At 63.7% G+C, this 24,367-nt stretch carries 20 protein-coding genes and 1 tRNA gene; 11 read left to right on the top strand and 10 right to left on the bottom strand.

The window, feature by feature from the left end:
- The first annotated feature begins 52 nt into the window (after positions 1 to 52).
- The 6 genes from EMB92_RS06855 to EMB92_RS06830 all read left to right on the top strand — a co-directional run bounded on the left by EMB92_RS06855 (position 53) and on the right by EMB92_RS06830 (position 5,752).
- On the top strand, positions 53 to 1,015 hold the full coding sequence (locus EMB92_RS06855) for a DsbA family protein (RefSeq protein WP_150394242.1): 963 nt from the start codon (positions 53 to 55) through the stop codon (positions 1,013 to 1,015).
- A gap of 128 nt (positions 1,016 to 1,143) precedes the next feature.
- Positions 1,144 to 1,217: transfer RNA gene (locus EMB92_RS06850), tRNA-Thr, on the top strand.
- Positions 1,218 to 1,507: 290 nt separating this feature from the next.
- Positions 1,508 to 3,088 carry an aggregation-promoting factor C-terminal-like domain-containing protein gene (locus EMB92_RS06845; RefSeq protein WP_150394241.1) on the top strand — a complete coding sequence of 527 codons (1,581 nt, stop codon included), beginning with the start codon at positions 1,508 to 1,510 and terminating at the stop codon, positions 3,086 to 3,088.
- A gap of 38 nt (positions 3,089 to 3,126) precedes the next feature.
- A complete protein-coding gene (rsmA, locus tag EMB92_RS06840; protein WP_150394240.1) occupies positions 3,127 to 4,110 on the top strand; it encodes a 16S rRNA (adenine(1518)-N(6)/adenine(1519)-N(6))-dimethyltransferase RsmA in 984 nt (327 codons plus the stop codon).
- 74 nt (positions 4,111 to 4,184) lie between these two features.
- Positions 4,185 to 5,084: a 4-(cytidine 5'-diphospho)-2-C-methyl-D-erythritol kinase gene (locus EMB92_RS06835; protein WP_223847625.1), complete on the top strand. Its 900-nt coding sequence runs from the start codon at positions 4,185 to 4,187 to the stop codon at positions 5,082 to 5,084.
- A 35-nt stretch (positions 5,085 to 5,119) separates the two neighbouring features.
- A complete protein-coding gene (locus tag EMB92_RS06830) occupies positions 5,120 to 5,752 on the top strand; it encodes a LytR C-terminal domain-containing protein (RefSeq protein ID WP_150394238.1) in 633 nt (210 codons plus the stop codon).
- A gap of 66 nt (positions 5,753 to 5,818) precedes the next feature.
- Here EMB92_RS06830 and EMB92_RS06825 read toward each other — a convergent pair whose 3' ends face one another.
- On the bottom strand, positions 5,819 to 7,234 hold the full coding sequence (locus EMB92_RS06825) for a CCA tRNA nucleotidyltransferase (RefSeq protein ID WP_150394237.1): 1,416 nt from the start codon (positions 7,232 to 7,234) through the stop codon (positions 5,819 to 5,821).
- Positions 7,235 to 7,324: 90 nt separating this feature from the next.
- Here EMB92_RS06825 and EMB92_RS11490 point away from each other — a divergent pair, with 90 nt between their 5' ends.
- The 4 genes from EMB92_RS11490 (at position 7,325) to EMB92_RS06805 (ending at position 14,600) form a co-directional block, all read left to right on the top strand.
- Positions 7,325 to 8,305: an NUDIX hydrolase gene (locus EMB92_RS11490; protein WP_190973594.1), complete on the top strand. Its 981-nt coding sequence runs from the start codon at positions 7,325 to 7,327 to the stop codon at positions 8,303 to 8,305.
- On the top strand, positions 8,302 to 10,581 hold the full coding sequence (locus EMB92_RS06815; RefSeq protein ID WP_190973593.1) for a DUF6049 family protein: 2,280 nt from the start codon (positions 8,302 to 8,304) through the stop codon (positions 10,579 to 10,581). The genes EMB92_RS11490 and EMB92_RS06815 overlap by 4 nt, the downstream gene beginning before the upstream one ends.
- Positions 10,578 to 12,281, top strand: a complete 1,704-nt coding sequence (gene murJ / locus EMB92_RS06810) for a murein biosynthesis integral membrane protein MurJ (RefSeq protein WP_150394236.1) — start codon at positions 10,578 to 10,580, stop codon at positions 12,279 to 12,281. Before EMB92_RS06815 ends, murJ begins: the two co-directional genes overlap by 4 nt.
- Positions 12,282 to 12,461: 180 nt before the next feature.
- Positions 12,462 to 14,600: a protein kinase family protein gene (locus tag EMB92_RS06805; RefSeq protein ID WP_150394235.1), complete on the top strand. Its 2,139-nt coding sequence runs from the start codon at positions 12,462 to 12,464 to the stop codon at positions 14,598 to 14,600.
- Here the strand turns inward: EMB92_RS06805 and EMB92_RS06800 are convergent, their stop codons facing one another.
- The 9 genes from EMB92_RS06800 to rpmH form a co-directional block, all read right to left on the bottom strand.
- Positions 14,601 to 15,674 (bottom strand): NAD(P)/FAD-dependent oxidoreductase, encoded by a 1,074-nt coding sequence (locus EMB92_RS06800; RefSeq protein ID WP_150394234.1) that lies wholly within the window; start codon positions 15,672 to 15,674, stop codon positions 14,601 to 14,603.
- Positions 15,675 to 16,392: 718 nt separating this feature from the next.
- Positions 16,393 to 17,811, bottom strand: coding sequence for a ParB/RepB/Spo0J family partition protein (locus EMB92_RS06795; protein WP_150394233.1), 1,419 nt, complete (start codon positions 17,809 to 17,811; stop codon positions 16,393 to 16,395).
- A gap of 1 nt (position 17,812) precedes the next feature.
- A complete protein-coding gene (locus EMB92_RS06790) occupies positions 17,813 to 18,757 on the bottom strand; it encodes a ParA family protein (RefSeq protein WP_052119194.1) in 945 nt (314 codons plus the stop codon).
- 262 nt (positions 18,758 to 19,019) lie between these two features.
- Positions 19,020 to 19,688, bottom strand: a complete 669-nt coding sequence (gene rsmG, locus EMB92_RS06785; protein ID WP_150394232.1) for a 16S rRNA (guanine(527)-N(7))-methyltransferase RsmG — start codon at positions 19,686 to 19,688, stop codon at positions 19,020 to 19,022.
- A 35-nt stretch (positions 19,689 to 19,723) separates the two neighbouring features.
- The gene (locus tag EMB92_RS06780) at positions 19,724 to 20,269 is read right to left on the bottom strand and encodes a Jag family protein (protein WP_140445348.1); all 546 of its coding nucleotides are present in this window, start codon (positions 20,267 to 20,269) and stop codon (positions 19,724 to 19,726) included.
- A gap of 236 nt (positions 20,270 to 20,505) precedes the next feature.
- Positions 20,506 to 21,513, bottom strand: a complete 1,008-nt coding sequence (gene yidC, locus EMB92_RS06775; protein WP_150394231.1) for a membrane protein insertase YidC — start codon at positions 21,511 to 21,513, stop codon at positions 20,506 to 20,508.
- Positions 21,510 to 21,809 carry a membrane protein insertion efficiency factor YidD gene (gene yidD, locus EMB92_RS06770; protein WP_081887411.1) on the bottom strand — a complete coding sequence of 100 codons (300 nt, stop codon included), beginning with the start codon at positions 21,807 to 21,809 and terminating at the stop codon, positions 21,510 to 21,512. The genes yidC and yidD overlap by 4 nt, the downstream gene beginning before the upstream one ends.
- A gap of 36 nt (positions 21,810 to 21,845) precedes the next feature.
- On the bottom strand, positions 21,846 to 22,238 hold the full coding sequence (gene rnpA / locus EMB92_RS06765; protein WP_150394230.1) for a ribonuclease P protein component: 393 nt from the start codon (positions 22,236 to 22,238) through the stop codon (positions 21,846 to 21,848).
- Positions 22,239 to 22,264: 26 nt separating this feature from the next.
- Positions 22,265 to 22,399 carry a 50S ribosomal protein L34 gene (gene rpmH / locus EMB92_RS06760; RefSeq protein ID WP_043166247.1) on the bottom strand — a complete coding sequence of 45 codons (135 nt, stop codon included), beginning with the start codon at positions 22,397 to 22,399 and terminating at the stop codon, positions 22,265 to 22,267.
- A 158-nt stretch (positions 22,400 to 22,557) separates the two neighbouring features.
- On the opposite strand from rpmH, the gene dnaA reads away from it, so the two are divergent.
- Positions 22,558 to 24,297, top strand: a complete 1,740-nt coding sequence (dnaA, locus tag EMB92_RS06755) for a chromosomal replication initiator protein DnaA (RefSeq protein WP_395951877.1) — start codon at positions 22,558 to 22,560, stop codon at positions 24,295 to 24,297.
- Positions 24,298 to 24,367 lie beyond the last annotated feature (70 nt).

The following is a 24,367-nucleotide window of genomic DNA, read 5'->3' as shown; positions in this document are numbered from 1 at the left end:
CCGCAGATCGCACCGGGAGAACCGGGTCATTCGGGGAAAGGATCACATACCCATGGCGAACGCCGATAAGACAGACAAGCGCAAGACCCGCGCCGCACGCCGCGCGGCCGAGGAGGCGGCCGCCAGGGCCCGCGCCGAGCAGGCGGCGAAGGAGCGCAAGCAGCAGACCATCATCGGCGCGATCGTCGTCGTGGTCGTCATCGCGCTGATCGCCATCGCGGGAATCGCGCTCTACCGTTCGCACGCCGCCAGCACCGCCCAGGCCAACATGACGGTCGACGAGGCGTACGCGAAGCTGCAGGACGTCAAGGACAAGCCGAGCACCGCGGACGAGAAGGGCGGCGTGCTCGTCTCCAAGGACGGCGTGGGCGAGAAGATCGCCGACGCGCCGACCGTCGCCGTCTACATGGACTTCATGTGCTCCGGCTGCGGCAACTTCGAACGCACCGCGGGCGAGACCCTCACCAAGCTGGTCGAGGCCGGCCAGATCAACCTCGAGCTGCATCCGATGTCGTTCGGCGACCAGTGGAGCAGCGACGAGTATTCGACGCGCGCCGCGAACATGCTGCTGGCGCTCACCGAGCAGGACAAGGATGCCAGCCACATCCTCGGCTTCCTCCAGAACATGTACGCCGAGGACTTCCAGCCGGCCGAGAACTCCGGCAAGAAGACCTCCGACGACCAGATGAAGGAGCAGGCGGTCAAGGCCGGCGTCTCGCAGAAGGTGGCCGACGCGTCCGTCACGGGCAAGTACACCGACTGGCTCGACGCGATCAACACCTATCTGCCCAAGCGCACCGATCTGCTGAACGTGTCCGGCCAGCTCAAGGGCCAGATGACCACGCCGACAGTCACGATCAACGGCAACTTCTGGGATATGAACCAGCTGACCACCGCCGACCTGACGGTCGACGCGGGTCTGGTCCAGGCGCTGGGCCTCGAGGACAGCCAGGTCGGCCAGGCCGGACAGCTGCCGTCGATCGGCGCGGACGGCAAGCCCGTCTCCCTCGTCTGATCACTGACCTGCTCACTGATCGCCCTGAACCACCGGCAAGTGATTCCATCCGGTCTGCTATGCTGGTAGCTCGCGCATGCGCGGGGTGCGGCACCATCACCACGGTGCACGCATGACACGCATGCCACGCCTCTTTAGCTCAGATGGCCAGAGCGGCCGCCTTGTAAGCGGCAGGTCGTCGGTTCGATCCCGACAAGAGGCTCGTCGCGCTCCGAAAAGGTGTACACTGTATGTGCGCACAGGGGGTGCACATTCAATACTTAACACGGGTAAGTCGCCTGGGAGCCTTCCCCCCGATTACGGTTCCTAGGTAGGACTGGAGCGTCCCCCAACCTGCTTCAGTCCGGTTTCAGGGGGCGGGAACTTCCCCTTCTCTCCCGCCCCCTTTTTCTTTTTCTTCGCACATGGTGCGCTACGATGGGCTCCGAGTGCGCCCGTCGTCGCGAAGTGGTGTTGCGGACGAGCATCGGGCGGGAAATGAGGTTTGCAATTATGGCACGGCGATGGACCCCGCAACGGTTTGTGATGTTGCGCCGTATCCGTGTGGCCGTGTGCGTAACGGCCGTCGTGGCGTCAATGGCGGTCACGTTCGGCCTATCCACGCGCAAGGCCGTCGCATTGAACGTCAATGGCAAGACGACCACCGTGCAGACGTACGCGATGAGCGTGGATCGCCTCCTGCAGGAGCAGGGCATCGACGTGAAGAGCCATGATCTGGTCGAATCCTCGTCGGGCGAACGACTCGCCGATCATGCGGTCGTCACCGTGCGCAGCGCCTTCCAGACGACCGTCAACGTCGACGGCGAGGAGATCCCGTTCTGGACGGTCGCCGACAGCGCCGACCAGCTCATCGGCTTCTTCAGGGCGAACGAGAAGCAGGCCTCGAAGATCACCGTCAACATCGGCAACGTATACAACCAGCTGACCGGCGGGCTCGTCATCAACAGCGAGGGTCCGGTCACGGTCATCGCCGACGGCAAGACGTCCGTCGCGCCGAACGGCAAGCTGCCTGCCGCGTCGATCCTCGATTCGAAGGGCATCAACGTCGGCAAGGAGGATCGCGTGACCGTTACGAAGGACGGCGGCACGACGATCCTGCGCGTCCAGCGCGTCACGCACGGTCAGGAGACGCGCGTCAAGACGGTGCCGTTCACGACTCGCACGGTCGTCGACGACTCGCTGCAGCCCGGTCAGACCGTGGTCCGTCAGCAGGGAGTCAACGGTTCGATCACGCAGATCTATGACGTCACGTACGTCGACGGCGTCAAGGAGAGCGAGACGCTCAACAGCGAGACGACGACGCAGGTGGCGCTCGACCAGATCATCGCGGTGGGTCCGGCGAAACAGGACACCACCGACAACTCGACAAATTCGGGCGATTCGTCGGATTCCGGAACGACGTCCGGGAAGGGCGATTCCGGATCGGGATCGACAGGGTCGTCGAATAGTTCGTCGAATGGTTCGTCGAACGGCGGCAGCTCGAACAACTCCAACAACTCGGGGTCCACGAGCAAACCGGACACGAACCAGAACAACCAGAACAACCAGAACAACAACACGTCGAAACCGAACACCGACACGAGCAAGCCGAACGACTCCGGTTCGACGAACAAGCCCGGCGCGGACGACTCGTCCAGCAACTCGGGCAACTCGAACAATTCCGGCTCGACCAGCAAGCCGAACACGAACACCGGCGGATCGAACAACTCCGGCAACTCCGGCGGCAGCTCGAACAACTCCGGCGGCAGCTCGACGAGCGGACGCCTGTGGCATCCGAGCATCTCGCAGGCCAAGACCTACGCCGCGGCCGCGGCCGCACAGCGCGGCTGGACCGGCGCCGAGTGGGACGCCCTCGTGTGGATCTGGGAGCATGAATCGGGCTGGCGGTGGAACGCCGACAACCCGTCCTCCGACGCCTACGGCATCCCGCAGGCCCTGCCCGGATCGAAGATGGGCACCGGCTGGCAGGACGACGGTGCGGTGCAGATCGACTGGGGTCTGAGCTACATCTCGGGCCGCTACGGCTCCCCCACCAAGGCCAAGGAATTCTGGCTGAAGAACAACTGGTACTAATGCACTCAATACGCACGCAACGCAACACGGACGGTGACATGAACGACACAGCACAGGAGAACACGGGCGAGCCGAAGACGGTTTCGATAGAACCGGTCGCAACGCCCGAGGCGGCAGCCGGAACCGGCCATCTGCTCGGCGCGGCCGACATCCGCCGCATCGCCGCCGACGCCGGCGTGAGCCCGACCAAGAAGTTCGGCCAGAACTTCGTCATCGACCCGGGCACCGTGCGCCGCATCGTGCGCGAGGCGCACGTCGACGCCGATACGCACGTGCTGGAGGTCGGCCCGGGTCTGGGTTCGCTCACGCTCGCGATCCTCGAAACGGGGGCGACGATGACCGCCGTCGAGATCGACCCGCCGCTGGCCGAGCGTCTGCCCGATACGATCGCCGAATTCATGCCCGAGGCGTCCGGCAGACTCACCGTCGTCAATCGCGACGCCCTGACCGTCGGCCCCGGGGTTCTGCCGCAGTTCGCGGACACGTCCAAGCCGTTCACGCTGGTCGCGAACCTGCCGTACAACGTGGCTACGCCGATCATCCTCACGCTGCTGGAGCGCTTCGACAACCTCGACTCCTTCCTCGTGATGGTGCAGAAGGAGGTCGCCGATCGTCTGTCCGCGGAGCCGGGCAACAAGATCTACGGCACTCCGAGCGTCAAGCTCGCCTGGTACGGCGAGGCCGGACGAGCCGGCGTCATCGGGCGCAACGTGTTCTGGCCCGCGCCGAACGTCGACTCGGCGCTCGTCTCGTTCCACCGTGGCCCCGAACGCGGCTCGGAGCAGTTGCGTGAGGCCACGTTCCGTCTCATCGACGCGGCGTTCGGCCAGCGTCGCAAGACGCTGCACGCGGCGTTGAAGAAGACCGTTCCGGCCGGCGCGTTCGAGGCCGCCGGCATCGACCCGACCCGTCGCGGCGAGACGCTGACGATCGACGAGTTCGTCGCCCTCGCGAGCGCGGTGATCGCCCTGGAATCCTCGGCCGACGCCGGGACCCAGACCGAGACCGAGGCGCAGGCATGAGCGCCGCAACCGCCCTGTCCGCGGGCTCACCCGTGACGGCAACCGCACCCGAACATCGCCCCGATACGCCGGCGATGGTGAGCGTCGACTGCCCGGCCAAGACGAATCTCACGCTCGAGGTCGGCGCCTCCCGCGCCGAATGGGGCGGACGCCACGAACTCGACACGATCTACTGCGCGATCAGCCTGACCGACACCGTCAGCGCGGCCGTCAAACCGGCCGGCACCGGCTTCTCGCTCGATCTGGCCGGCAAGCATCTGGGCGATCTGGCATCGTCGTCCGCGGATATGCGCCGCAATCACGCGGTGATGGCCCTGTTCGCGATGGCCGAGGCGGCCGGACGCGAACCGGACATCGCCCTGACGATCGACAAGCGCATTCCGGTGGGTGCGGGACTCGCCGGCGGTTCGGCCGACGCCGCGGCCACGATCCTCGCGCTCGACAAGCTGTGGGGGCTCAACTGGCCGATCGAACGCCTGCGCGAGGTCGCGGCGACGCTCGGCGCGGATATGCCGTTCTGCGTGGCCGGCGGCTACGCGCGCGGCACCGGGTACGGCGAGGTCATCGAGTCGATCGACGAAGGCTCCGAGACCGAACGCGCGCTGCGTGCCGACGGCTATGCAGGCGCACTGCTCGTCGGCGCATACCGCACGCAGCTGAGCACGCCCGACGTGTATCGCCTGTTCGATGCGATCGGCGCCGGATCGGGCGATCGCAACCATCTGCAGAAGGCCGCGATCAGACTGCATCCGCGCAGCGGGCAGGCGGTCGACGCGGCTCTCGAGGCCGGCGCGAGGCACGCCTTCGTCTCCGGTTCGGGGCCGTCCGTGGTGGCGTTCACGCCTACTCCCGCGGTGCGTCGGCAGGTGCTCGCGGCCTGGGAGCGTTCGGGCGCGGTGGACCGGATCATCGCGGCGGAAGCCCCCGCCAGGCCCCATATCCACCCCCATATCAGCGTCACGGTTGCACGCTAAGGTAACTTCTCAGCACAGCGAACGAAAGGGAAGCAATGGCCGAACAGTATGATGAGCGCGAGGCACGCAAGGCATATGTACGCCGGCGCCAGAGGACGGTGTTCTCCATCGTCGGCGCTGTCCTCGTGGTGGCGCTGATCGCCTCGTTCCTGCTCTATTTCGGCGTGATCAGGATCGACAAGGAGTCCCAGAACTCCGTCAAGCCGAATTACGGCGTGGCCGTGCCGTGCGCGGCGAAGAACGAGGATGGTTCGGCGATGAAGTGGTCCGACAACTCCACCGTTCCCGTCGAGGTGCTCAACGGCACCGAGTTCAGGGGTCTCGCCGGTGCGGTGAGCGAGGCGCTCAAGAACCGGCAGTTCAATGTGGTGAACGTCGACAACTACAAGTCCAAGAAGGTGGAGCGCACGACGATCTACTTCGGCGTGAACGCCATCAACCCCGCCTACACGCTCAACCAGTACTTCACCGACGCCGTCATGAAGATGGACGATCGCCAGGACCGTACCGTCGACGTGGTCGTCGGCGGCTCCTTCAACAACCTGCGCAGCGAGTCGGAGGTCAAGAAGCAGGGCAGCACGATCGTCGACTTCGAAGGCTGCAAGACCACCGAGGAGATGCAGAAGGCCGGCCTGCCCAAGACCTTCACGCATAAGGAGATCAACTGATCGTTCAACCGATCACGTCTGATCACGTCCGTCTGAACGCCTGAGCCTGAGCCCAAACGCTCAGGCTCAGTTGTTTTCCGCGGCCCAGCGTTTGAGCTCGGCCACGGCCACATCGTGCTCGACCGGGCCGTTATCGAGGCGATAGTCGAGCATGTGCTTGTAGGCGCGTCCGACCATCGGACCGGGTTCGAGACCCAGGATCGACATGATCTCGTTGCCGTCGAGATCCGGGCGGATCGCGTCGAAGTCCTCCTTCTTCTTGAGCTCGCGGACGCGCGCCTCCATCTCATCCATCGCCGTGGCGAAGATATGCGCCTTGCGGCGGTTCTGCGTCGTCGCGTCGGCGCGCGTCAGACGGTTGAGCCGCTCGTAGAGATGTCCGGCGTCCTTGACGTAGCGGCGCACCGCGGAGTCGGTCCACGGCTCGTCCACGTACCCGTGGAAGCGCAGGTGCAGATTCACCAGCTCGCTCACGTCCTCGACGATGTGATGGTCGAAGCGCAGTGCCTTGAGGCGCTTGCGCGTCAGCTTCGCGCCGACCGCGTCGTGATGGTGGAAGCTCACCTTGCCGCCGGATTCGAACTTGCGGGTCTTCGGCTTGCCGATGTCGTGCATGAGCGCCGCCAGTCGCAGCGTCAGATCCGGCCGCGGCACCGGACCGTCGTCGTCCGTCTCCAGGGCGACGGCACGCTCGAGCACGATCATCGTGTGCTCGAACACGTCCTTGTGGCGGTGATGTTCATCGATCTGCAGTTCCAGCGCGGGGATCTCCGGGAACACGATCGCAGCCAGACCGGAGTCGACCAGCGCCTCGATGCCGGCGCGCGGCCGGTCGGAGAGGATCAGCTTGGTCAGTTCGTCGCGCACGCGTTCGGCGGAGACGATGGAGATGCGATCGGTCATCGCGCTGATCGCCTCGGCGGTCTCCGGCTCGATCGAGAAGCCGAGCTGGGCGACGAATCGCACCGCGCGCATCATGCGCAGCGGATCGTCGTCGAACGACTGACGCGGGTCGACCGGCGTACGCAGCACGCCCTTGGCAAGGTCGTTCGCACCGCCGAACGGGTCGACGAACTCCAGATCGGGTACGCGCAGAGCCATCGCGTTGACGGTGAAGTCACGACGTGACAGGTCGCCTTCGAGACTGTCGCCGTAGGCGACCTCCGGCTTGCGCGAATCGGGGTCATACGTGTCGGAACGGTAGGTGGTGACCTCCACCTGCACCTCGGTGCCGTCCGGACGGCGGCGCATCGCACCGAGCGTGCCGAACTTGCGGCCCATATCCCAGAAGCCATCATGTCCGAAGCGGCGCAGGATCGGCTCGAACTGCTCGGGCCTCGCGGACGTGCAGAAATCGAGATCGTGACTGTGCCGGTGCAGCAGCAGATCACGCACCGGCCCGCCGACCAACGCCAGTTCGTATCCCTCTGCGGCGAACATGCGGCCAAGTTCAATGGCCTCCGGCCATACTTCGAAATTCACGACATCCCTTTCGCACGTTTTCTGGCTTTCTTGTCGCCTACCAGCATACCGTTACTCCAATTGCACACGGACTTGAGTAAGGTGGAAGGCATGATTACGCCCGCGGACCTTGCGCGCATGCTTCGTCATGCCGCCCCTGCCGCGGTCAACCATGCCCAAAACGGGTATGAGCAGGACGTGCTGATGTACACGTCTGAATCCTCTCCGAAGCGGCGGGAATCCAATGATTCCAAGGGTTCCATCAAGGACGTGGACGATCCCGACGACGCTGCGGACGCCGCTGCGGCGGCTGCGATGCCCCGTGTCGTCGACGACGTAGCAAGCATGGCCGATGACGCCGCCGTCATGGCCGAGACCGGCATGACCGACGTGACCGACGTGACGCTGACCATCACCGCCACGCAGACCGTCTCCCGCAACGAGGTCGAGGCCACGGCCCCGTCGTCGATGCCGACGCCGGCGACGGTGTTCGCGCGTCTGCGCGTCTCGGAGGCGGTCTCGCCGGCGACGCTCGCGCATCATCGCAAACCGATGAAGCCGGCGAAGCCATCCGGCCCGACCCCGGCGATGATGCCGCGTCGCCGCAACTCCGACGGCCCGACGAAGTTCGCCTCGCTCGACGCGCAGGAGCTGCCGGTCGTGCGCGAGTATTCGGCCGGCGGTCTGGTGTTCGACGAGCGCGGGCGCGTGGCGATCATCGCCCGCCATTCGCGCAGCGGACATCTCGAATGGTGTCTGCCGAAGGGGCATATCGAAAAGGGCGAATCGCCCCAGCAGACGGCCGTGCGCGAGGTGCACGAGGAGACCGGCATTCTGGGCGAGGTGGTCGATTCGATCGCGACGATCGACTACTGGTTCACCGGAACGACGCAGCGCGTGCACAAGCTGGTGCATCATTTCGCATTGCGGCAGATCGGCGGCACGTTGACGGTCGAGGGGGACCCGGACCATGAGGCCGAGGACGCCATCTGGGTTGATTTCAAGGATCTGGACGACGTGCTCAGTTATCCTAATGAGCGCAAGATCGCATGGTTGTATGCGAGGAAACTGAACAGGCAGGCAGACGAGTGAATCACGATACCCTCTACGCCCTTCGCACCCTCCACGCGCGTTGGGGGCGTGTTCTGGGCGGACTGCTGCTCGTCGTCGCGGTTCTGGCCGGCATGATCGGTGTGGCCGGCGTGGCCGGACCGACGACCGTCGCACAGGCCGCGGGCACCACGGCGGACGACACGGCAGACACGGACGGAACCTCCGGATCCACGACATCCGCGGCACAGCAGCGGCACACGATCGCACTGGTATCCGCCACCGCGGTCGTCACGGCGACGTCCGGCTACCATCTGACCGCCACGATCACGAACACCGGCGACGGCACGTGGGCGGCCGGATCGCTGACATTGTCCGTCAATCCGATGTACACGTTTGTTTCGCGCACTGACATGCAGGAGTGGGCGCAGGCGGAGAACCGCATCCCCACGCCGTCCCTGCTCGGCTCGGTCGACGTGCCGGCGATCGATGCCGGAAAGTCCGTCACGATGACGGTCGACGTGCCGGCCGACGCCGACGCGTTGAAGCGCATCACCAACTGGGGTCCGAAGCCGCTGCTCGTCGATTACACGCCCGGCGACGGATCGACGGCGGACGGCGCGCAGCTGCGCACGTTCCTCACGCGTTCGTCGAGTGGCCTGGGCACCGCGACTCCCGCGATGAAGCTCACCGTCGCCATGCCGCTGACCAGCTCGCATTGGACGACCAACGACGAGAAGCTGAACGGACTGGTCACGGGCGATACCATCGTCGGCGCCAACAGCAACGGCGCCAACGATGCCTCCGCCACCAGCAACGCGAACGGTACCTCCTCCGACGCCGTCACGCTCGAGCAGGATCACACCCGATTCGACCGCATGCTCGCCCAAGTGCTGACCAAGCACAGCGGGCTCGAAACCGTCGCCGACCCCACGTATCTCGACGCGCTGGCCACGCCGCCGCAGGTGAGCGCGGTCATGCAGCCGGCCGACTTCGACATCACCACCTACGCCGCACGCGCCGACGATCAGGCCTATGCCGCGGCGGGCGTGAGCACGAAGGCGTGGAACGCCAGCGCGGCGATCGCGCATTACCGCGCCGCCGTCAACGACCCGCAGGCGTCGACCGGCACCATCGCCTGGCAGGGCAGGGCCAAGTGGACGCTGCAGGCCCTGACCGCGGCCAGACAGCAGGGGTATGGCACGGTCATCGCCACGCATGACTTCGAATCGGCGGATGCCAGCACCGTGCACACCGGCACCACCATCGTGCCGACGGAGGCCGGCGATGTGACCGTACTCGTCGAACAGCGCGAGCTGAGTAACCTCATCAAGGGCACGGCCACCAGTCGCAGGGCGACGGCCGAGACCAGCGAGGCCGGACGCATCGCCCGATTCGTCGCACAGAGCGCGTTCTATCAGATGGAACAGCCGTACAACGACCGCAATCTGCTGGTCTGCTTCGACGAAGGCGAGACCCCCGCCACCGTGGACGCGTTCATGACCGCGATCGAACAGTCGACCTGGCTGCAGCTGACCGATCTGGACACGCTCGCCAAGGCGACGCCGCATGCGAGCGGCGAGAGCGCGAAGGAGGAGACGCCCAAGGAGGCGAAGCTCTCCGACTCGGCCATCACCGATCTCAACAACACGCTCACCGCGCTGGCCGACAGCCACGGTGACATCCTTCGCTTCCGCGACGCGATCCTCGACAGCGATGCCAACGCCAGCCCGCGCAACGCCTCCCAGACCCAGCCCGACGGAGGTCCCTCGCAGTGGATCAGCACGCTGCTCGCCGCGCACAACGAGCTCGCGCTGCACGCCCTGTCGACGGACGGCGGCAGCTCCGAGGTGGCCGACGCCTCCCGAACCGTGTCCGCGGGCGCACGAAGGCTCGCCGACGATCTGCTTGGCGGCGTGCATCTGACGCCGTCCGAAGCCGTCACGATGGTGTCGGAAACCGCGTCGATGCCGGTCACGATCAGCAACACCACCGCCTATCCGGTGACGATCCGCCTGTCGTCGATCACCGATTCGCCGGAGATCGTCACCTCGCGCACGACGACGGTGACGATCGCGCCGAAGTCCGAATCGCAGGTCACGTTCACGCTGCGCGCGGCCACATCCGGCTCGACGATCGCGCATGTGACGCTGCTTGATCGCACCGATCAGGCGTTCGGTCTCTCGCAGGACACCCCGATCAACTGCGTGCTCAAGATCAGCGACAAAACCGGTTTCGTCATCATCGGCCTCGCCGTGCTGCTCGGCGTGCTCGGCCTGTGGCGTCAATTCAACCGCAAGAAGGACCCCGACGAATGAGTTCCAACGTCGGCCGCAACTCCCTGATCATGGCATCGGGGACCATGGCCTCCCGTCTTACCGGACAGATCCGCACGATTCTGCTCGCCGCGTGCCTCGGCACCACCGGCATCGCCGCGAACGCCTACCAGACCGGCGCGATGATCCCGCAGGTGCTGTTCACCGTGATCTCCGGCGGCATCTTCAACGCGGTGCTCGTGCCGCAGATCGTGCGCACGTTCAAGGAGCATGACGCACAGGATCGCCTCAACAAGCTCATCACGCTCGCCATCGCGATCCTCACGGCGATGACGCTGCTGATGATGGCCGCCACCCCGCTGCTGACGATGCTGTACCTCAACTCCAGCTGGAACGAGGCGCAGCGCGCGCTCGTCAACGCGTTCACGCTGTGGTGCATGCCGCAGATCTTCTTCTATGGCCTGTACACGGTGATCGGCCAGATCCTGGCCGCGAAGGACAAGTTCGCCACCTACGCGTGGAGCTCGGTGGGCGCGAACGTCATCAGCTGCGCCGGCTTCACCGCGTTCCTCGTGCTGTTCGGGCCGGCCAGCCGCCAGCCGCTGGAGTTCTGGAGCGAGGACAAAATCTTCCTGACCGCCGGCACGTGGACGCTGGGCGTCGCGTTCCAGGCGCTGATCCTGTTCGTGCCGCTGATGCGCACCGGCATCCGCTATCGCCCGCAATGGGGCGTCTCCGGCATCGGACTGAAGGCGATGGGACCGGTGGCCGCATGGAGCATGGGCGTGATGGGCCTGCAGGAGCTGACGAACATCATCAACGCGCGCATCTCCAACGGTGCGCCGTTCGCCGGCAACGACCTGTACGGCATCGCGGGCAACGGCTCGTACCAGAACGCGTTCACGCTGTACATCCTGCCGTATTCGCTGATCGCCGTGTCGGTGGCGACCGCGATCTTCCCGAAGATCTCGCGCGCGGTGGCCGATCACAACATCGACGAGGCGCGAGCCGATCTAAGCGGCGCGCTGCGCAACGTCGGCGTGATGATGATGTACTTCGCGATGGCGATCATCGTGATGCCGGTGCCGATCACGATCGCCCTGCTGCCGAGCGTCAGCGTGCCCGAGGCGCAGCTGATCGCCGGACCGATGATCGCCCTGTCGTTCGGCCTGCCGCTCACCAGCGCGTACCTGCTCATCCAGCGCACGTTCTACTCGTTCGAGGACGGTAAGCATCCGTTCCTGTTCCAGTTGCTGGCCAGCGTGATCCAGATCGTCATCGAGGTGGGCATCGCGATGTTCGCGCCGGCACGCTACTGGACGGCTGGCATCGGATTGGCGATCACGCTGAGCTACGTGCTGAGCTTCCCGCTGCTGGTGCTCATGCTGCGTCGGCGGTTCGACGGCTATCTGGACGGCCGCCGCATCACCGCGACGTTCCTCAAGGCGCTGGTCGCGGCCGTGCTGGCGGGCGCCGCCGTGTGGCTGCTCACCGATCCGCTGATGAGCTTGCTGGGAGCCGACCTGTCACGCGGGCGGCTGAGCTGGCTGCAGGCGGTCGTCTTCTGCGTGATCGGCACGGTGATCACCGCCGTCATCTACGCGGTGATGCTCGTCGTGCTGCGCTGCGACGAATTCACCGGTCTGCTCGGCGCTCTGAACCGTCGTCTGGGCGGCCGTCTCGGCGATCACCTCCCAGGATTCCTGCGCACCCCGCGTCCGCCCCGTCACATGCGCCCCTGACAGTCGCTGCTTCCTCCGCCCGAAAACCGGCACGAAATCACTCCACAATCACCCCGAGGAACGATTCCGTATGCCTAGCCCCATGGTTAGAATGACAACAGCGCGGCAGGCCCTCAGGGTCGGCCGCAACACCTTTCCACAATCGGGCAGTATGGAGTCAAACGAACAATGAAGCCTCAGTTGGGTGACACGCTTTTCAACCGATACATGCTGGTCGCCCTGCTGCGCGACGAGCCCGGCGTTCAGGCCTGGAGGGCGAACGACCGCGTGCTGGCGCAGGACTGCCAACTGTTCATTCTCACCGCTCCGGAGACGCTCGACGATATCTCCTCCCTCGCCTCGACGGCCGGCCTCAAGGACGGCCTGACCCCGGTGCTCCAGTTCCGCAGGGCGGGCGATGTGGCCGTGCTCGTCACCAAGCTGGAGAAGGGCCTGTCACTGACCGAGTATCTGCGCGGCAAGGCCCGCGGCACGCTCAGCTATGAGGCGATCCGATCCGTGATCGGCGACGCCGCGACCATCGTCTCCGGCCTTGAGGTGCCGCGTCTGTCGACCGATACGATCCGCGTGTCCGTCGACGGTCTGGAGATCGCCGACGTCCCGCTGACGGCGCTGCTGTCCGAACCGACCGGCGCCCCCGATGGCATGCCCACCGAGCAGTTGGCGATCCGTCAGCTCGCCGCCGTGATGTACGGCATGCTCAAGCGCAAGCCGGTCACACTCGACACCGAATACGATCTGTCCTCGCTGGATTCGGACATGCCCACCGAATTCCACGTGATCCTGTCCCGTGGTCTGGAACTGCCCAACGCGAACACCGGCAAGCGCGGCGAGCCGATGCTCACGCTCGGCGAGCTGACCGCGCTACTCGGCGAATGGACGCCGTTGGCGCAACTCTCCGACCGCGATATCGCCCTGCCGTCCGATGCCGGTGAAGGCTCGATCTCGACGGTGGCCGTACGCGACCTGTCCAAGGCGAAACTGGCCGAGCTGCCCGCCGAGGACGTCAGCAACGAGCGTCTGCCGGAGCTGAAGATCCATCGCGCGCCAAGCGAGCAGGAGGCCGCTCGTCACGCCGATGCGATCGTCGCCGCGCAGAACGCGGAGAGCTTCGCCGACATGGAGGAATCGTTCAAGGAGTACTCCCCGCATGATTTCTTCGCGATGGGTCGCAACGTGCCGCCGGAGGAGCGAGCCCGCATCGCCGCACGTTCGTATGTCACGCCGGCTTCCGACGGAGGTGCCGGGGTCACCGGGACGAATGCCGCCGGGACTGCGGGGACTGCCGGGAATCGTATCGGTCAGGCGAATGCCGCCGGTCATGACGTGCAGCATCGCACCGAGGATCTGGTCAACGATTTCTCGTTCCAGGTCTACCCCGCCCCCGTCTCGCTGCCGGATGATCTGAACACCGGGGAAGAGACGTCGCGTATTCCGATCATCAACGAATCGAACATGCCGACCGTCGCCATCGATATGCGCGATCCGGAGAACATGTCCATCGAAGGCTTCGAGGATTTCGTCAACCCGCATGAGGCGGATGGCGCGCGCATCGACCATGCGTCGGACGGTGATCGCCGCGGACACGGCGGACGTAACGGTGCCGCGACTGCCGCGCCGAACGGACATTCCGGCAATGGCGGCACTAGCGGCAATGCTTCCGTCTCACAGCATGCCGGTACCGCAGCTGGTCATGGCGCTGCGCAGGCGGGTGCCGCGCATGATCTCACTGATCATGCTCAGGGCACTCAAGGTGCTCAGGGTGCGGCGGACGGTGCCCATGGCGGTGCGGCTGCCCCGCATGCAGGTCCGCACACCGCGCATGACGCCTCGCATCATGGTCACGGTGCTTCGGATGCCGCTGGTGTCGCCGGTGGTTCGATGCCGCCGGCCATCCCGGTCAGCCCGGCGCTGCCTCCGCGTCCGGTTGCGAGCGGTTTCGATATGAATCATCCGCCGAGCTTCAAGCCGAAGTCGATGCTTGATCGCGATCCGGCCGATGATGCGCACGAGGATCTGTCCGATCATCGTCTGCTCGGCAACATGACCACCGCCACTGTGCTGCTGGTCGTGGCCGCACTCGTGTTGATCGCACTGCTGGTTGGTGCCGTGTACCTGTTCAATCGCAGCAGCTCGAACCCGCAGGATCCGAAGGTGCAGCAGAACGAGTGGCCGTCCGAGGACAACCTCAACGACGTCCCCTTCGGAGACAGCAATAACGATCAGAGCAGCCAGTCCGGTCAGTCCGGCACCGCCGCCAACGGAGCCGACGCCTCCGACATCATCACCATCAACGTCACCAGCGCCTACTTCCGCTGATCACGCCAAATACGCCTGCGCATCAAGCGCGGCACGGCATCCCATGCCCGCCGCGCTGATCGCCTGACGGTACACGCGATCGACGCAGTCACCCGCGGCGAACACGCCCTGACGCGACGTACGCGTGCTGGCTCCGTCAACCAGCACGTACCCGTCCTCATCCTTGTCGACGAGATCGCCAAGGAAGCCGGTGGCGGGCGTGTGTCCGATCGCCACGAACACGGCCTTGGTATCCAGCGTGCCGGTCTCGCCGGTCACGGTGTTGCGGATATCGATGCTCGACACATTGCCGACCGCGGGAGCCGCAAGAGACAATCCGCCCGCATTACCCAGCGAGATGCCGTTCGTCGGCTTGCCGAGATTGAGCTGGATCCCCTGCCCTGCCGGCTTGATCGCAGCGGCTGCTGGCGCGGCGGCGGGAGCCTCGCCGTGAATCGCGGTGACGACCGTATCGGTGAGCAGCGTGAGTTTCTCGTTGGCACGCGCACGTTCGACCATGATCGCCGAGGCGCGGAACTCATTGCGACGGTGGATCAGCGTGACCGACGAGCCGAAGCGCGTCAGATACAGCGCCTCCTCGAATGCGGAATCACCACCGCCGACCACGACGATCGGCTTGTTGCGGAAGAAGAAGCCGTCGCAGGTCGCGCAGTACGAGACGCCGTGACCGGAGTATTCGACCTCGCCGGGCACGCCGAGCTTGCGGTACGTCGAACCCGTGGTGACGATCACCGCGCGGGCGTCGAGCTCATCCCCCGTATCGAGCGTCAGGTGATAGGTCGGCTTGACGTCGTCGCCTTCGGCCGGCACTTCGACGATCGATTCGACATCGGCATGATCGAATTCGGTGCCGAACTTCTCAGCCTGCGCCTTCATCGCATCCATCAGATCCGGACCCATCACACCATCCGGGAAACCGGGGAAGTTCTCCACCTCGGTCGTATTGACGAGCTGACCACCCGGCGTCAGCGCACCGGTCACCATCAGCGGCTTCAAGCCTGCACGAGACAGATAGATCGCCGCCGTGTATCCGGCAGGCCCCGAACCAACAATCACCACATTATGCAAAGTCATGCACCCCACCCTAGCAAACCACCGCCCCCGCTCACCCACAGCGCAACACACTTTTCAGCGATATGCTGTTTTCGTGGGTGGCTATTTGTTCTGAGCCATTGAGAGAGTAAGAGAAGAGCGTTTTCCACACGCCCACACGGCACACTTTCTATTGAACACACAAGCCTCGCGAGGGACTCAACGCAGCCAAGGCCGATTCCGGCCTTGAGTCCCACGAATCCGTGGGACTCAAGGCGATTTCCTGCGATTCTCGCGCTGAGTCCCGCAACAACACCCGCCCGCACCGTCACCGGACGGGGAACGCCCCATCAACACCGCTATAAAACGGCGGAATTCCAACGATTTCCATGACATGGCCGCCAGACGGCCGCAGGGCGGGCGTTCAAGCCGTGGGACTCAACGACAAAATCGCTCACAACCGCGTTGAATCCCCTGGATTCGTGGGACTCAGCGCGATTCCCCGCGTTTTTCACACTGAATCCCCCGAGTCAAGCGGACAAGGCGAACAGTAGACGCAACAGACACCAACTTGCCAAAACGAACTCGCTTTGATTTTGGAATTGGCCTTCGGCCGATGCTGTGTTTTTTGCGGCCCGTTCGGGCCGTATTTTCCTCTCTCCCCCAGTCAGCCTTCGGCTGCCAGCCCCCTCGTCAGAGGGGGCCAGATTACTGCTTGCTTTTACGGCCACGTCCCGTCAGAGGAGGCCGGGGCGATCACTCAGACCCACTTGCCGTCTGTAGCGGAGGCTCCGTCGGGGGTTGCGGTGTCGGATTCGGCGGAGGGCATGAGGAGGGAGAGGATGCGGTCCATGTCTTCGGGGGACGAGAAGACGATCTCGATGCGACCGTGCTTCGGGGTGCCCTTGATGGAGACCTTGGTGTCGAAGTGGTTCTCAAGATTCGTCTGGATCGGCGATCCGGCCCAGGGATTGTTCTTGTTGGTCTTCGGCTTCTTCGCGTCCTTGTTCTCGAGGTTCGCCATCGCGACGATCTCCTCGGTGGAACGCACCGACAGTCCTTCGGCGACGATGCGATTCGCGAGTTTGTCCATTGCCTCGGCGTCACCAAGACCAAGCAGCGCACGGGCGTGACCGGCGGTGAGGATGCCGGCGGCGACCTTCTTCTGCACGGTGCTCGGCAGGTTCAGCAGTCGCAACGTGTTGGCGATCTGCGGACGCGACTTCGAGACCGACTTGGACAGCTGCGCCTGCGTCAGACCGAATTCATCGATCATCTGCTGGTAGGCAGCGGCCTCTTCGAGTGGATTGAGGGCGACGCGATGCAGGTTTTCGAGCAGTGCATCGCGGAGCATGTCATCGTCGGCGGTCGTCTTGACGATCGCGGGGATGGTCTCCAGACCTGCCAGCTGGGCGGCACGCCAACGGCGCTCTCCCATGATGAGCTCGTACGTGCTGTCGAGTCGACCATCGAACTGGTTGAGCGGCTTGTGATCCGCCTGCTTCCTGCGGGCCTCCTCGATCTGCGCGGCCGGACGTTTCCGTACGACGATCGGCTGGAGAATGCCGACCTCCTTGATGGAGGCGGACAGCTCGTTGAGATCGTCCTCATCGAACACCGTGCGCGGCTGATGCGCGTTCGGACCGATGTCGGAGAGCTTCAGCTCAGCAAGATATCCGCCTTCGACCGGCTTGAGCTGCGGCTCTTCGGATTCGGCATCCTTCTTGTCCTTGTTCTCTGTTTCACGTGAAACATCGGCAGCGTTCTGCTTTGCAGCATCACTCCCCTGTCGATCGGCAGGGGTTGTCTCGACGGCGGAAGCATCCGCACTGGCGGTGTCGTTGAAGAACATATCGCTCGGATGGGCGATGTCGCCCAGAGCAGGCATCGCGGCACGCTTCGCCTTGCCGCCGGACTTCTTCGCCGAATGCGCTGCCTCCAGCGGAGACTCCTGCTGCGACGAAGTCGCCGGAGTCACGATCGACGGCACTGAGACCCGGGGATGCGAAGGCGCCACTTCAGCCTTCGGCTTCGGCTCGAGCGACTTTCCCGCCTCCTGCTTCTGCACGACCTCATTGATCACACGCTTAGTTTCACGTGAAACAATCGACGGATCCTCGCCCGGCAGATCGGGGAACAGCGCGCCAAGCCCCTTACCAAGACGCGATTTCGATGCCATATCAGGCCTCCTTCATTCGGGCTTCGATGGCGTCCAGCACGTTCGAGGAACGTCGGGCGATCTCCAGCGCGGCCTCCGAATAGGAGATCGCGCCCATGCCATGCGGGTCATAGGCGATGACGCTCTTGCCGAAGCTCGGCGCCTCGGAGATCTTCACCGTACGCGGGATCGTCGTGTCAAGCACGATGGACGGGTAGTGGCTCTTGACCTCGTTGAAGACCTCACGGCTGAGCAGCGTACGACGATCGAACATCGTCACCAGCATCGTCGATACGGTGAGGCTGGGGTTGAAGTGGTTCTGCACGAGGCCGATGGTGTTGATGAGCTGGCCGAGACCTTCGAGCGCGTAGTACTCGGCCTGAATCGGAATGAGCATCTCATGCACGGCGCACATCGCGTTGATGACCAGCAGGCCCAGGCTCGGCGGGCAGTCGACGAACACGTAATCGTAATGCACCTCGGAAGCGGCGAGGTACTCGTCCACGGCATCCTTGAGCAGGGTGTTGCGGTTCGGCAGATCCGCGACCTCAAGCTCCGCACCGGACAGGTCGATGGAGGCAGGCACGACGTCAAGCGTCTCGAAGTCGGGGCACGGCTGCTTGACTTCGGCGAGCTTCAGACGTCCTTCGATCACGTCGTAGACTGAGGGTTCACCGGAAGTGTGACGCACACCCAACGCGGTGGAGGCGTTGCCCTGAGGATCCATGTCGATGACCAGCACCTGAGCACCGCTTTTCGCCAGAGCGGCGGCGACGTTCACCGTGGACGTGGTCTTGCCGACACCGCCCTTCTGATTGGCCACGGCGATCAGTCGCGTCTTTGCCGGCTTGGGGTATGTGATCTTCTGCAGGCGCGCATAGCGACTGGACAGTTGAGCGATTTCCGCTCCGACCGGGGAACTCCCCTCTCCGAAGATGCGCTGCAATGTCTGTTCGGCGGACTCCATCGGATTCCGTTCCTCAGCCATGACTCCTCCTTGACAACATAAAACTCGCTCCAGTCTCCCTATCCGCATGGACATGGAAACCGGCTTTCCACACTTATCCACAAAAATGTGGATAAGTGTGGATAACTTGACCGTTACTCGACGACCGACGACGGATTCATCCTTGCGATCCCAATAATCACAATGCTTTCCGCTTGTCCGTCTTCAAACACGAATTTGTGGATAACTTTTCCGACTCTCTCGAATTGTGGATAAGTGTCCTTCAGCGCTTATCCACCAGCACCACGTGCGTAGGTTCCAGACCGGGGCCGACCTGAGCCTCGACCACCCGCGGATTCACACCATGACGCTTCGCGATCTCCTTCGCCGCCTTGTCGATTTCGGCCTGAGCGGAGCGGCCCTTCAACGCCACCAACCGCCCCTGCGGCTTGAGCAGCGGCAGCGTCCATCCGGATAGTTTGGTCATCGGGGCGACGGCACGGCAGGTGACCACGGCGAACGGATGCATGTCGCGGCGCTTGCGCATTGCGGCGATGACCTCCTCGGAACGCGCGCGCTCGATCCGCACGTTCTCAAGCTTCATCTCGTCGACGCATTCGGCAAGCCAGGCCACGCGACGTTCCATCGGCTCGATCAGCGTGAACTCGTGATCGGGAAGACATGCGGCGGCGACCAGACCGGGGAATCCCCCGCCACTGCCGACGTCGGCCACGCTCTTGAATCGCATGCCCTCCGTCGCTTCACGCACATACGGCACGATGGCCGCGGAGTTGAGGATGTGTCGTTCCCAGATGATGTCGACATCGCGCGGACCGATCAGACCGCGCGGCTCCCCCTCCTCGGCAAGTTTCACGTGAAACGCCTTGAGAGGTTCCAAGGCGTCGCCGAGCACCTCCTCAAGGATCGGCGAACCGTCAAGTTGATCAGCCATCATGCTCCTCTACTCATAGTCAGGCTCTCGCCGCGTCACTCCTCGCCCGTCTCCTCGACATCGTCATCATCGACGTCATCCGCACCGGCGTTGGCACGCAGATAGACGGTGACGTAACGGCGCGGCTCCTCGCCATGCGAACGGGAACGCAGGCCCTCCTCCCGAACCACATCGTGGATGACCTTGCGTTCGAAGGAGTTCATCGGCTTCAGATCGACCGGCTCGCCGGTCTCCTTCACCTCGTCGATCGCGTCGAGGGCGATGTCGTGCAGACGCTGACGCTTGCGCTTGAGGAATCCGTCGACGTCCACGATCAGACGCGAACGCTCGCCGGTCTTCTGCTGCACGGCGAGACGAGTGAGCTGCTGCAGCGCATCGACCACCTCACCATTGCGCCCGATGAGGTGCTTGATGTCGGTGTCATCGTCAGCGACGATCTGCACCATCGGCCGACCGTTGCGCACGCCCATCTCGATATCGCCTTCATAGTCGGCGATGTCCAGCAGACCTTCAAGGTAATCGGCGGCGATGTCGGCCTCATCGTTGAGCTGGTCCACCGTCTTATCGTCATCCAAGGCCATTGTGTTCTCCTTCTTACAGGGGTATTGGTTTCAAGTCTAATCCCACGGCACCATTTCCTACGTTGTGAAACGGCACTCGTGCGGCCCGATGGTTTCACGTGAAACCGATCCGAACACCATATGGCGTTTCACGTGAAACACGACGCATGCATGCATCATGCCAGTGTTCCACGCGAACCACCGGGCCTCACTTACTCAGTTCTTCAGTTATGCAAGCACACCGCTTCGGCGTACCGCTACTTCTTCTTGCGCTTGCGCTGCGGCTGTTGACGCTGGTATCCCTCGTTCACCTTGCGCTCGGCATCCTCCTTGGCCTTCTGCAGCTCCTCCTCCTCGAGGGACATCTGCCCGGCCTTGGCGCGACGCTCGTTCTCACGCTTGTGGTCACGGATCTCCTTGGCGTCCGCGGCGGGCGAGCCCGGAGTCGGGAACGCATACATCTGCCAGAACGTACGCAGCAGGTTGCAGACGTTGTTCGTCAGCCAGTAGACCAGCACGGCGAACGGCATGGTCGCACCGGAGAAGACGTACATAAGCGGGAAGATCCACAGCATCGTCTTCTGCATGGTGGCGGCCTGACCGGTCATCGTAGCCGGGTTCATGTTCTTCTTCATGTTGATCCACTGCATGAAGACCATGCAGGCGATCATCAACACAACGAAGATGCCGATGAACACCTTGCCGGTGATATCGGCTGTGCCGAAGACGTCGGTCACACTCACCAGACCGAACACCTTGGACTGCGCGAACTCCTTGGCGGTGGCCACGTCGAATGCGCCCAGCGCAGCGCGCTTGCCGCGGGCGATGAACGGAATGGCGGACAGCGTGTAGAACATGCACATGAACACGGGGCCCTGTACCAGCAACGGCAGGCACGAACCGGCGGGATTCGCGTCGTTGTCCTGGTAGAGCTTCATCATCTCACGGCTCATGGCCTCCTTGCTGGCCTGATCCGTCTTGCCCTTGTACTTGTTCTGGATGCGCATCATCTTCGGCTGGATCGCCTGCATCTTGCGCATCGACTTCATCTGCTTGTAGTAGATGGGGAAGATGCACGCATGCACGACGAGCACCAGGAAGATGATCGACAGCACCCACGACACGCCGACACGCGGCATGAACAGCGACAGGAACTCGTGGAAGATGTTCATGATCTGCGTCATGAGCCACTCGACCGGAGTCAGAATCTTGTACATCCAACCCCAGAAGCCCGAGTCCAGAAGGAATTGATCTTGATTAATCATCGTACGGAATCCTTAACTTCGTCATCCGGCAGCGGCGTCAACCGCGGCTCCTCGTGGGCCTTCGACCACGAGAACCGATAGAACACGGAAAACCGTTGCGGTACGTCGTCGATGCCACCCCTGCTCCACGGCCGGCAGCGCAACAGGCGCAGCACGGCGAGGAGTCCCCCACGGCATGCACCGAATCGTTCGATCGCCTCAATGGCATAGTTCGAGCAGCTCGGATAGTACCGACAACATGGCACGGCACGATGCGCGGAGAAATGACGCTGGTACCAGCGCACCGCGCGCACCATCAACTCACCGACGGCCATCACCGGCACATCACCGGCTCATCGCCCCTGTCCGGCGCGGTCAGCCCCACCGGCCCCGTCGATTCGATTCGCGATCGACGCGAAACATGCCGCCATCTGTCCGTCCAACGACTGGAACGATGCCTGCGCGGCCGATGGTTTCGCGCGAACCACGACATCGACCCCAACGGGGAGACGATCCTCGTATTTCGCGGCCAACACTCGGAAACGACGTTTGACCGTATTACGGGTGACGGCGTGTCCGACCGATTTGGATACGGCAAGCCCCAGCCTGCGGTCCTCCAGTGCCACAACCCCCTTCGTATACGAATCGTCGCGCACCAGATAGTGCACGACGATGTCGTTACGGGATACCTTGTGGCGGCGTTTGAGCACCGCGACGAATTCGCTGTGGCTTTTCAGCCGTTCCACTTGCGTTACTGCCGTCGAATCGGAAATCAGGCGGACAGGGTCTTGCGGCCCTTGGCGCGGCGACGGTTGATCAGCGCGCGGCCGGAACGGGTGCGCATGCGCGTACGGAAGCCGTGCTTCATGTGACGACGACGGTTGTTAGGCTGGAAGGTCCTCTTCATAATTGCTCCTAGGTCTTTCGGCCGCGCTGACGCGCGGCTCTCACGTGAGTCAAGCTATACCAAACTACCCTCACCCCTCCCCCAACGTCAACACGGAGGCATTTCATTCACAATTCGTCCGGCGGCCGTCCGCCGTTCATTCATGGCGAAACGTTGCAATGACGCCGATCGACGGAGAAAAGTTATCCACAAATTACACGGATGTTATTCACAATCCAGTGATTGCAACACGCAAGCCTGTGGATAACTCCCGGCATATGAGTAACAATAGGGTCCGCACTTTATTCGTTTCGAGCGGGACAGGAGGAACAGGTATGGCCGCGCAGTCGAACGACCCCGTCGCACACGCCAATCGCATCTGGTCCGACACGCTGTCGCTGCTCAAGCACAACAAGACGCTGTCCGCCCGCGACCGAGGCTGGTTCGAGGGCGTGTATCCGGAGGCGATCTTCGGCACGACGATCGTGCTGTGCGTGGAGAACACCGGCACGCGTCAGGCGTTGGAGAACGAGCTCAACCAGCCGCTGCTCGACGCGCTGCACATGGTCACCGGCGAGGAGATGACGCCGGCGTTCAAGATCGTCAAGCGCAAGTCCGCGAAATCGCACGGTTCGACCGTCAAGATCGCGAAGACCGCGCGATCCGGCCGTTCCGCCACCGCGACGATCTCGCAGCGGCCGCAGACCGTGTCGGAACTGTCGCACGAACCGTTCGGCGCGGGAGGTCCGGTCCCCCACGTGCCCGCCGACATGCCGACGAATATGCCCGGACCGATCGCCACTCAGAACGCGGCCCCGACCCGTCCCGAGTATCCGATCAGCAGCAACCGCGTGGCGCAGGATCCGCAGACGCATCTCAACAAGAACGCGACGTTCGACACGTTCGTGCCCGGCGATTCCAACCGTTTCGCCCGCACGGTGGCCCTCGCCGTGGCCGAGGGATCCGGCCGAGACTTCAACCCGCTGTGTATCTACGGCGGATCCGGTCTGGGCAAGACCCACCTGCTCAACGCGATCGGCAACTACGCGCTCGTCAAGGACCCGACCCTGAAGGTCCGCTACGTCAACTCGGAGGAGTTCACCAACGAGTTCATCGAGGCGCTGCAGAATCCGAACCAGTCGCAGGGTCAGATCGCCGAGTTCAACCGGCGCTACCGCGAGGTCGACGTCCTGCTCATCGACGACATCCAGTTCCTTGGCGGCAAGGAGGCCACCCTGGAGCAGTTCTTCCACACGTTCAACGCGCTGCATCAGGCGAACAAGCGCATCGTCATCGCCTCCGATGTCGCGCCGAAGAACCTGAAGGGCTTCGAGGCGCGTCTGATCTCGCGCTTCGACTCCGGTCTCACCGTCGACGTCAAGCCGCCGGACTTGGAGACCCGCATCGCGATCCTGCGCATGATGGCCTCGACGAACCACAGCAACATCCCCAACGATGTGCTCGATCTGATCGCCGAGCGATTCACCGAGAACATCCGCGAGCTGGAGGGCGCGCTGACCCGAGTCACCGCGGTCGCCGCGCTGAGCAACCAGCCGGTCACACGCGCGATGGCCGAGCAGACGCTGCAGGACTTCTTCACCACCGACGTGGAGGTCAAGCCCACCGACATCATCAGTCAGGTGGCGCGCTACTTCCATCTGACGTTCGAGGACATCACCGGCAAGTCGCGCATGAAGAACATCGCGATCGCACGCCAGGTCGCGATGTATCTGACGCGCGAGATGACCAGTCTGAGCCTCGTCGACATCGGCAAGGTGTTCGGCGGCAAGGACCATACCACGGTGATGCACGCCTGCGACCGCATCAGCAACGAGATGCAGGAGCGTCAGGAGGTCTACAACTACGTGATGCAGCTGACCGTGCGCCTCAAGCAGGGCAATTCCGACCTTCGGCAGTAAGGTGGATAGCCCGCCTTCGCGGGTGGTCTCTCCCCCAGTCGCCGGAGTCCCACAAATCGGGGGATCGTAC

Source organism: Bifidobacterium callitrichos (assembly GCF_008698085.1).
GTDB lineage: Bacteria > Actinomycetota > Actinomycetes > Actinomycetales > Bifidobacteriaceae > Bifidobacterium > Bifidobacterium callitrichos.
The sequence above is the reverse complement of the archived record's forward strand: the minus strand, read 5'-3'. Positions and strand labels throughout refer to the sequence as shown.

What these genes read in the sequence shown, in the direction of transcription:
- EMB92_RS06855 (WP_150394242.1), top strand. Translation starts at nt 53, where the DNA reads ATGGCGAACGCCGATAAGACAGACAAGCGCAAGACCCGCGCCGCACGC.
- EMB92_RS06845 (WP_150394241.1), top strand. Translation starts at nt 1,508, where the DNA reads ATGGCACGGCGATGGACCCCGCAACGGTTTGTGATGTTGCGCCGTATC.
- rsmA (WP_150394240.1), top strand. Translation starts at nt 3,127, where the DNA reads ATGAACGACACAGCACAGGAGAACACGGGCGAGCCGAAGACGGTTTCG.
- EMB92_RS06835 (WP_223847625.1), top strand. Translation starts at nt 4,185, where the DNA reads ATGGTGAGCGTCGACTGCCCGGCCAAGACGAATCTCACGCTCGAGGTC.
- EMB92_RS06830 (WP_150394238.1), top strand. Translation starts at nt 5,120, where the DNA reads ATGGCCGAACAGTATGATGAGCGCGAGGCACGCAAGGCATATGTACGC.
- EMB92_RS11490 (WP_190973594.1), top strand. Translation starts at nt 7,325, where the DNA reads ATGATTACGCCCGCGGACCTTGCGCGCATGCTTCGTCATGCCGCCCCT.
- murJ (WP_150394236.1), top strand. Translation starts at nt 10,578, where the DNA reads ATGAGTTCCAACGTCGGCCGCAACTCCCTGATCATGGCATCGGGGACC.
- EMB92_RS06800 (WP_150394234.1), bottom strand. Translation starts at nt 15,674, where the DNA reads ATGACTTTGCATAATGTGGTGATTGTTGGTTCGGGGCCTGCCGGATAC.
- EMB92_RS06795 (WP_150394233.1), bottom strand. Translation starts at nt 17,811, where the DNA reads ATGGCATCGAAATCGCGTCTTGGTAAGGGGCTTGGCGCGCTGTTCCCC.
- EMB92_RS06790 (WP_052119194.1), bottom strand. Translation starts at nt 18,757, where the DNA reads ATGGAGTCCGCCGAACAGACATTGCAGCGCATCTTCGGAGAGGGGAGT.
- rsmG (WP_150394232.1), bottom strand. Translation starts at nt 19,688, where the DNA reads ATGGCTGATCAACTTGACGGTTCGCCGATCCTTGAGGAGGTGCTCGGC.
- EMB92_RS06780 (WP_140445348.1), bottom strand. Translation starts at nt 20,269, where the DNA reads ATGGCCTTGGATGACGATAAGACGGTGGACCAGCTCAACGATGAGGCC.
- yidC (WP_150394231.1), bottom strand. Translation starts at nt 21,513, where the DNA reads ATGATTAATCAAGATCAATTCCTTCTGGACTCGGGCTTCTGGGGTTGG.
- yidD (WP_081887411.1), bottom strand. Translation starts at nt 21,809, where the DNA reads ATGGTGCGCGCGGTGCGCTGGTACCAGCGTCATTTCTCCGCGCATCGT.
- rpmH (WP_043166247.1), bottom strand. Translation starts at nt 22,399, where the DNA reads ATGAAGAGGACCTTCCAGCCTAACAACCGTCGTCGTCACATGAAGCAC.
- dnaA (WP_395951877.1), top strand. Translation starts at nt 22,558, where the DNA reads ATGACGCCGATCGACGGAGAAAAGTTATCCACAAATTACACGGATGTT.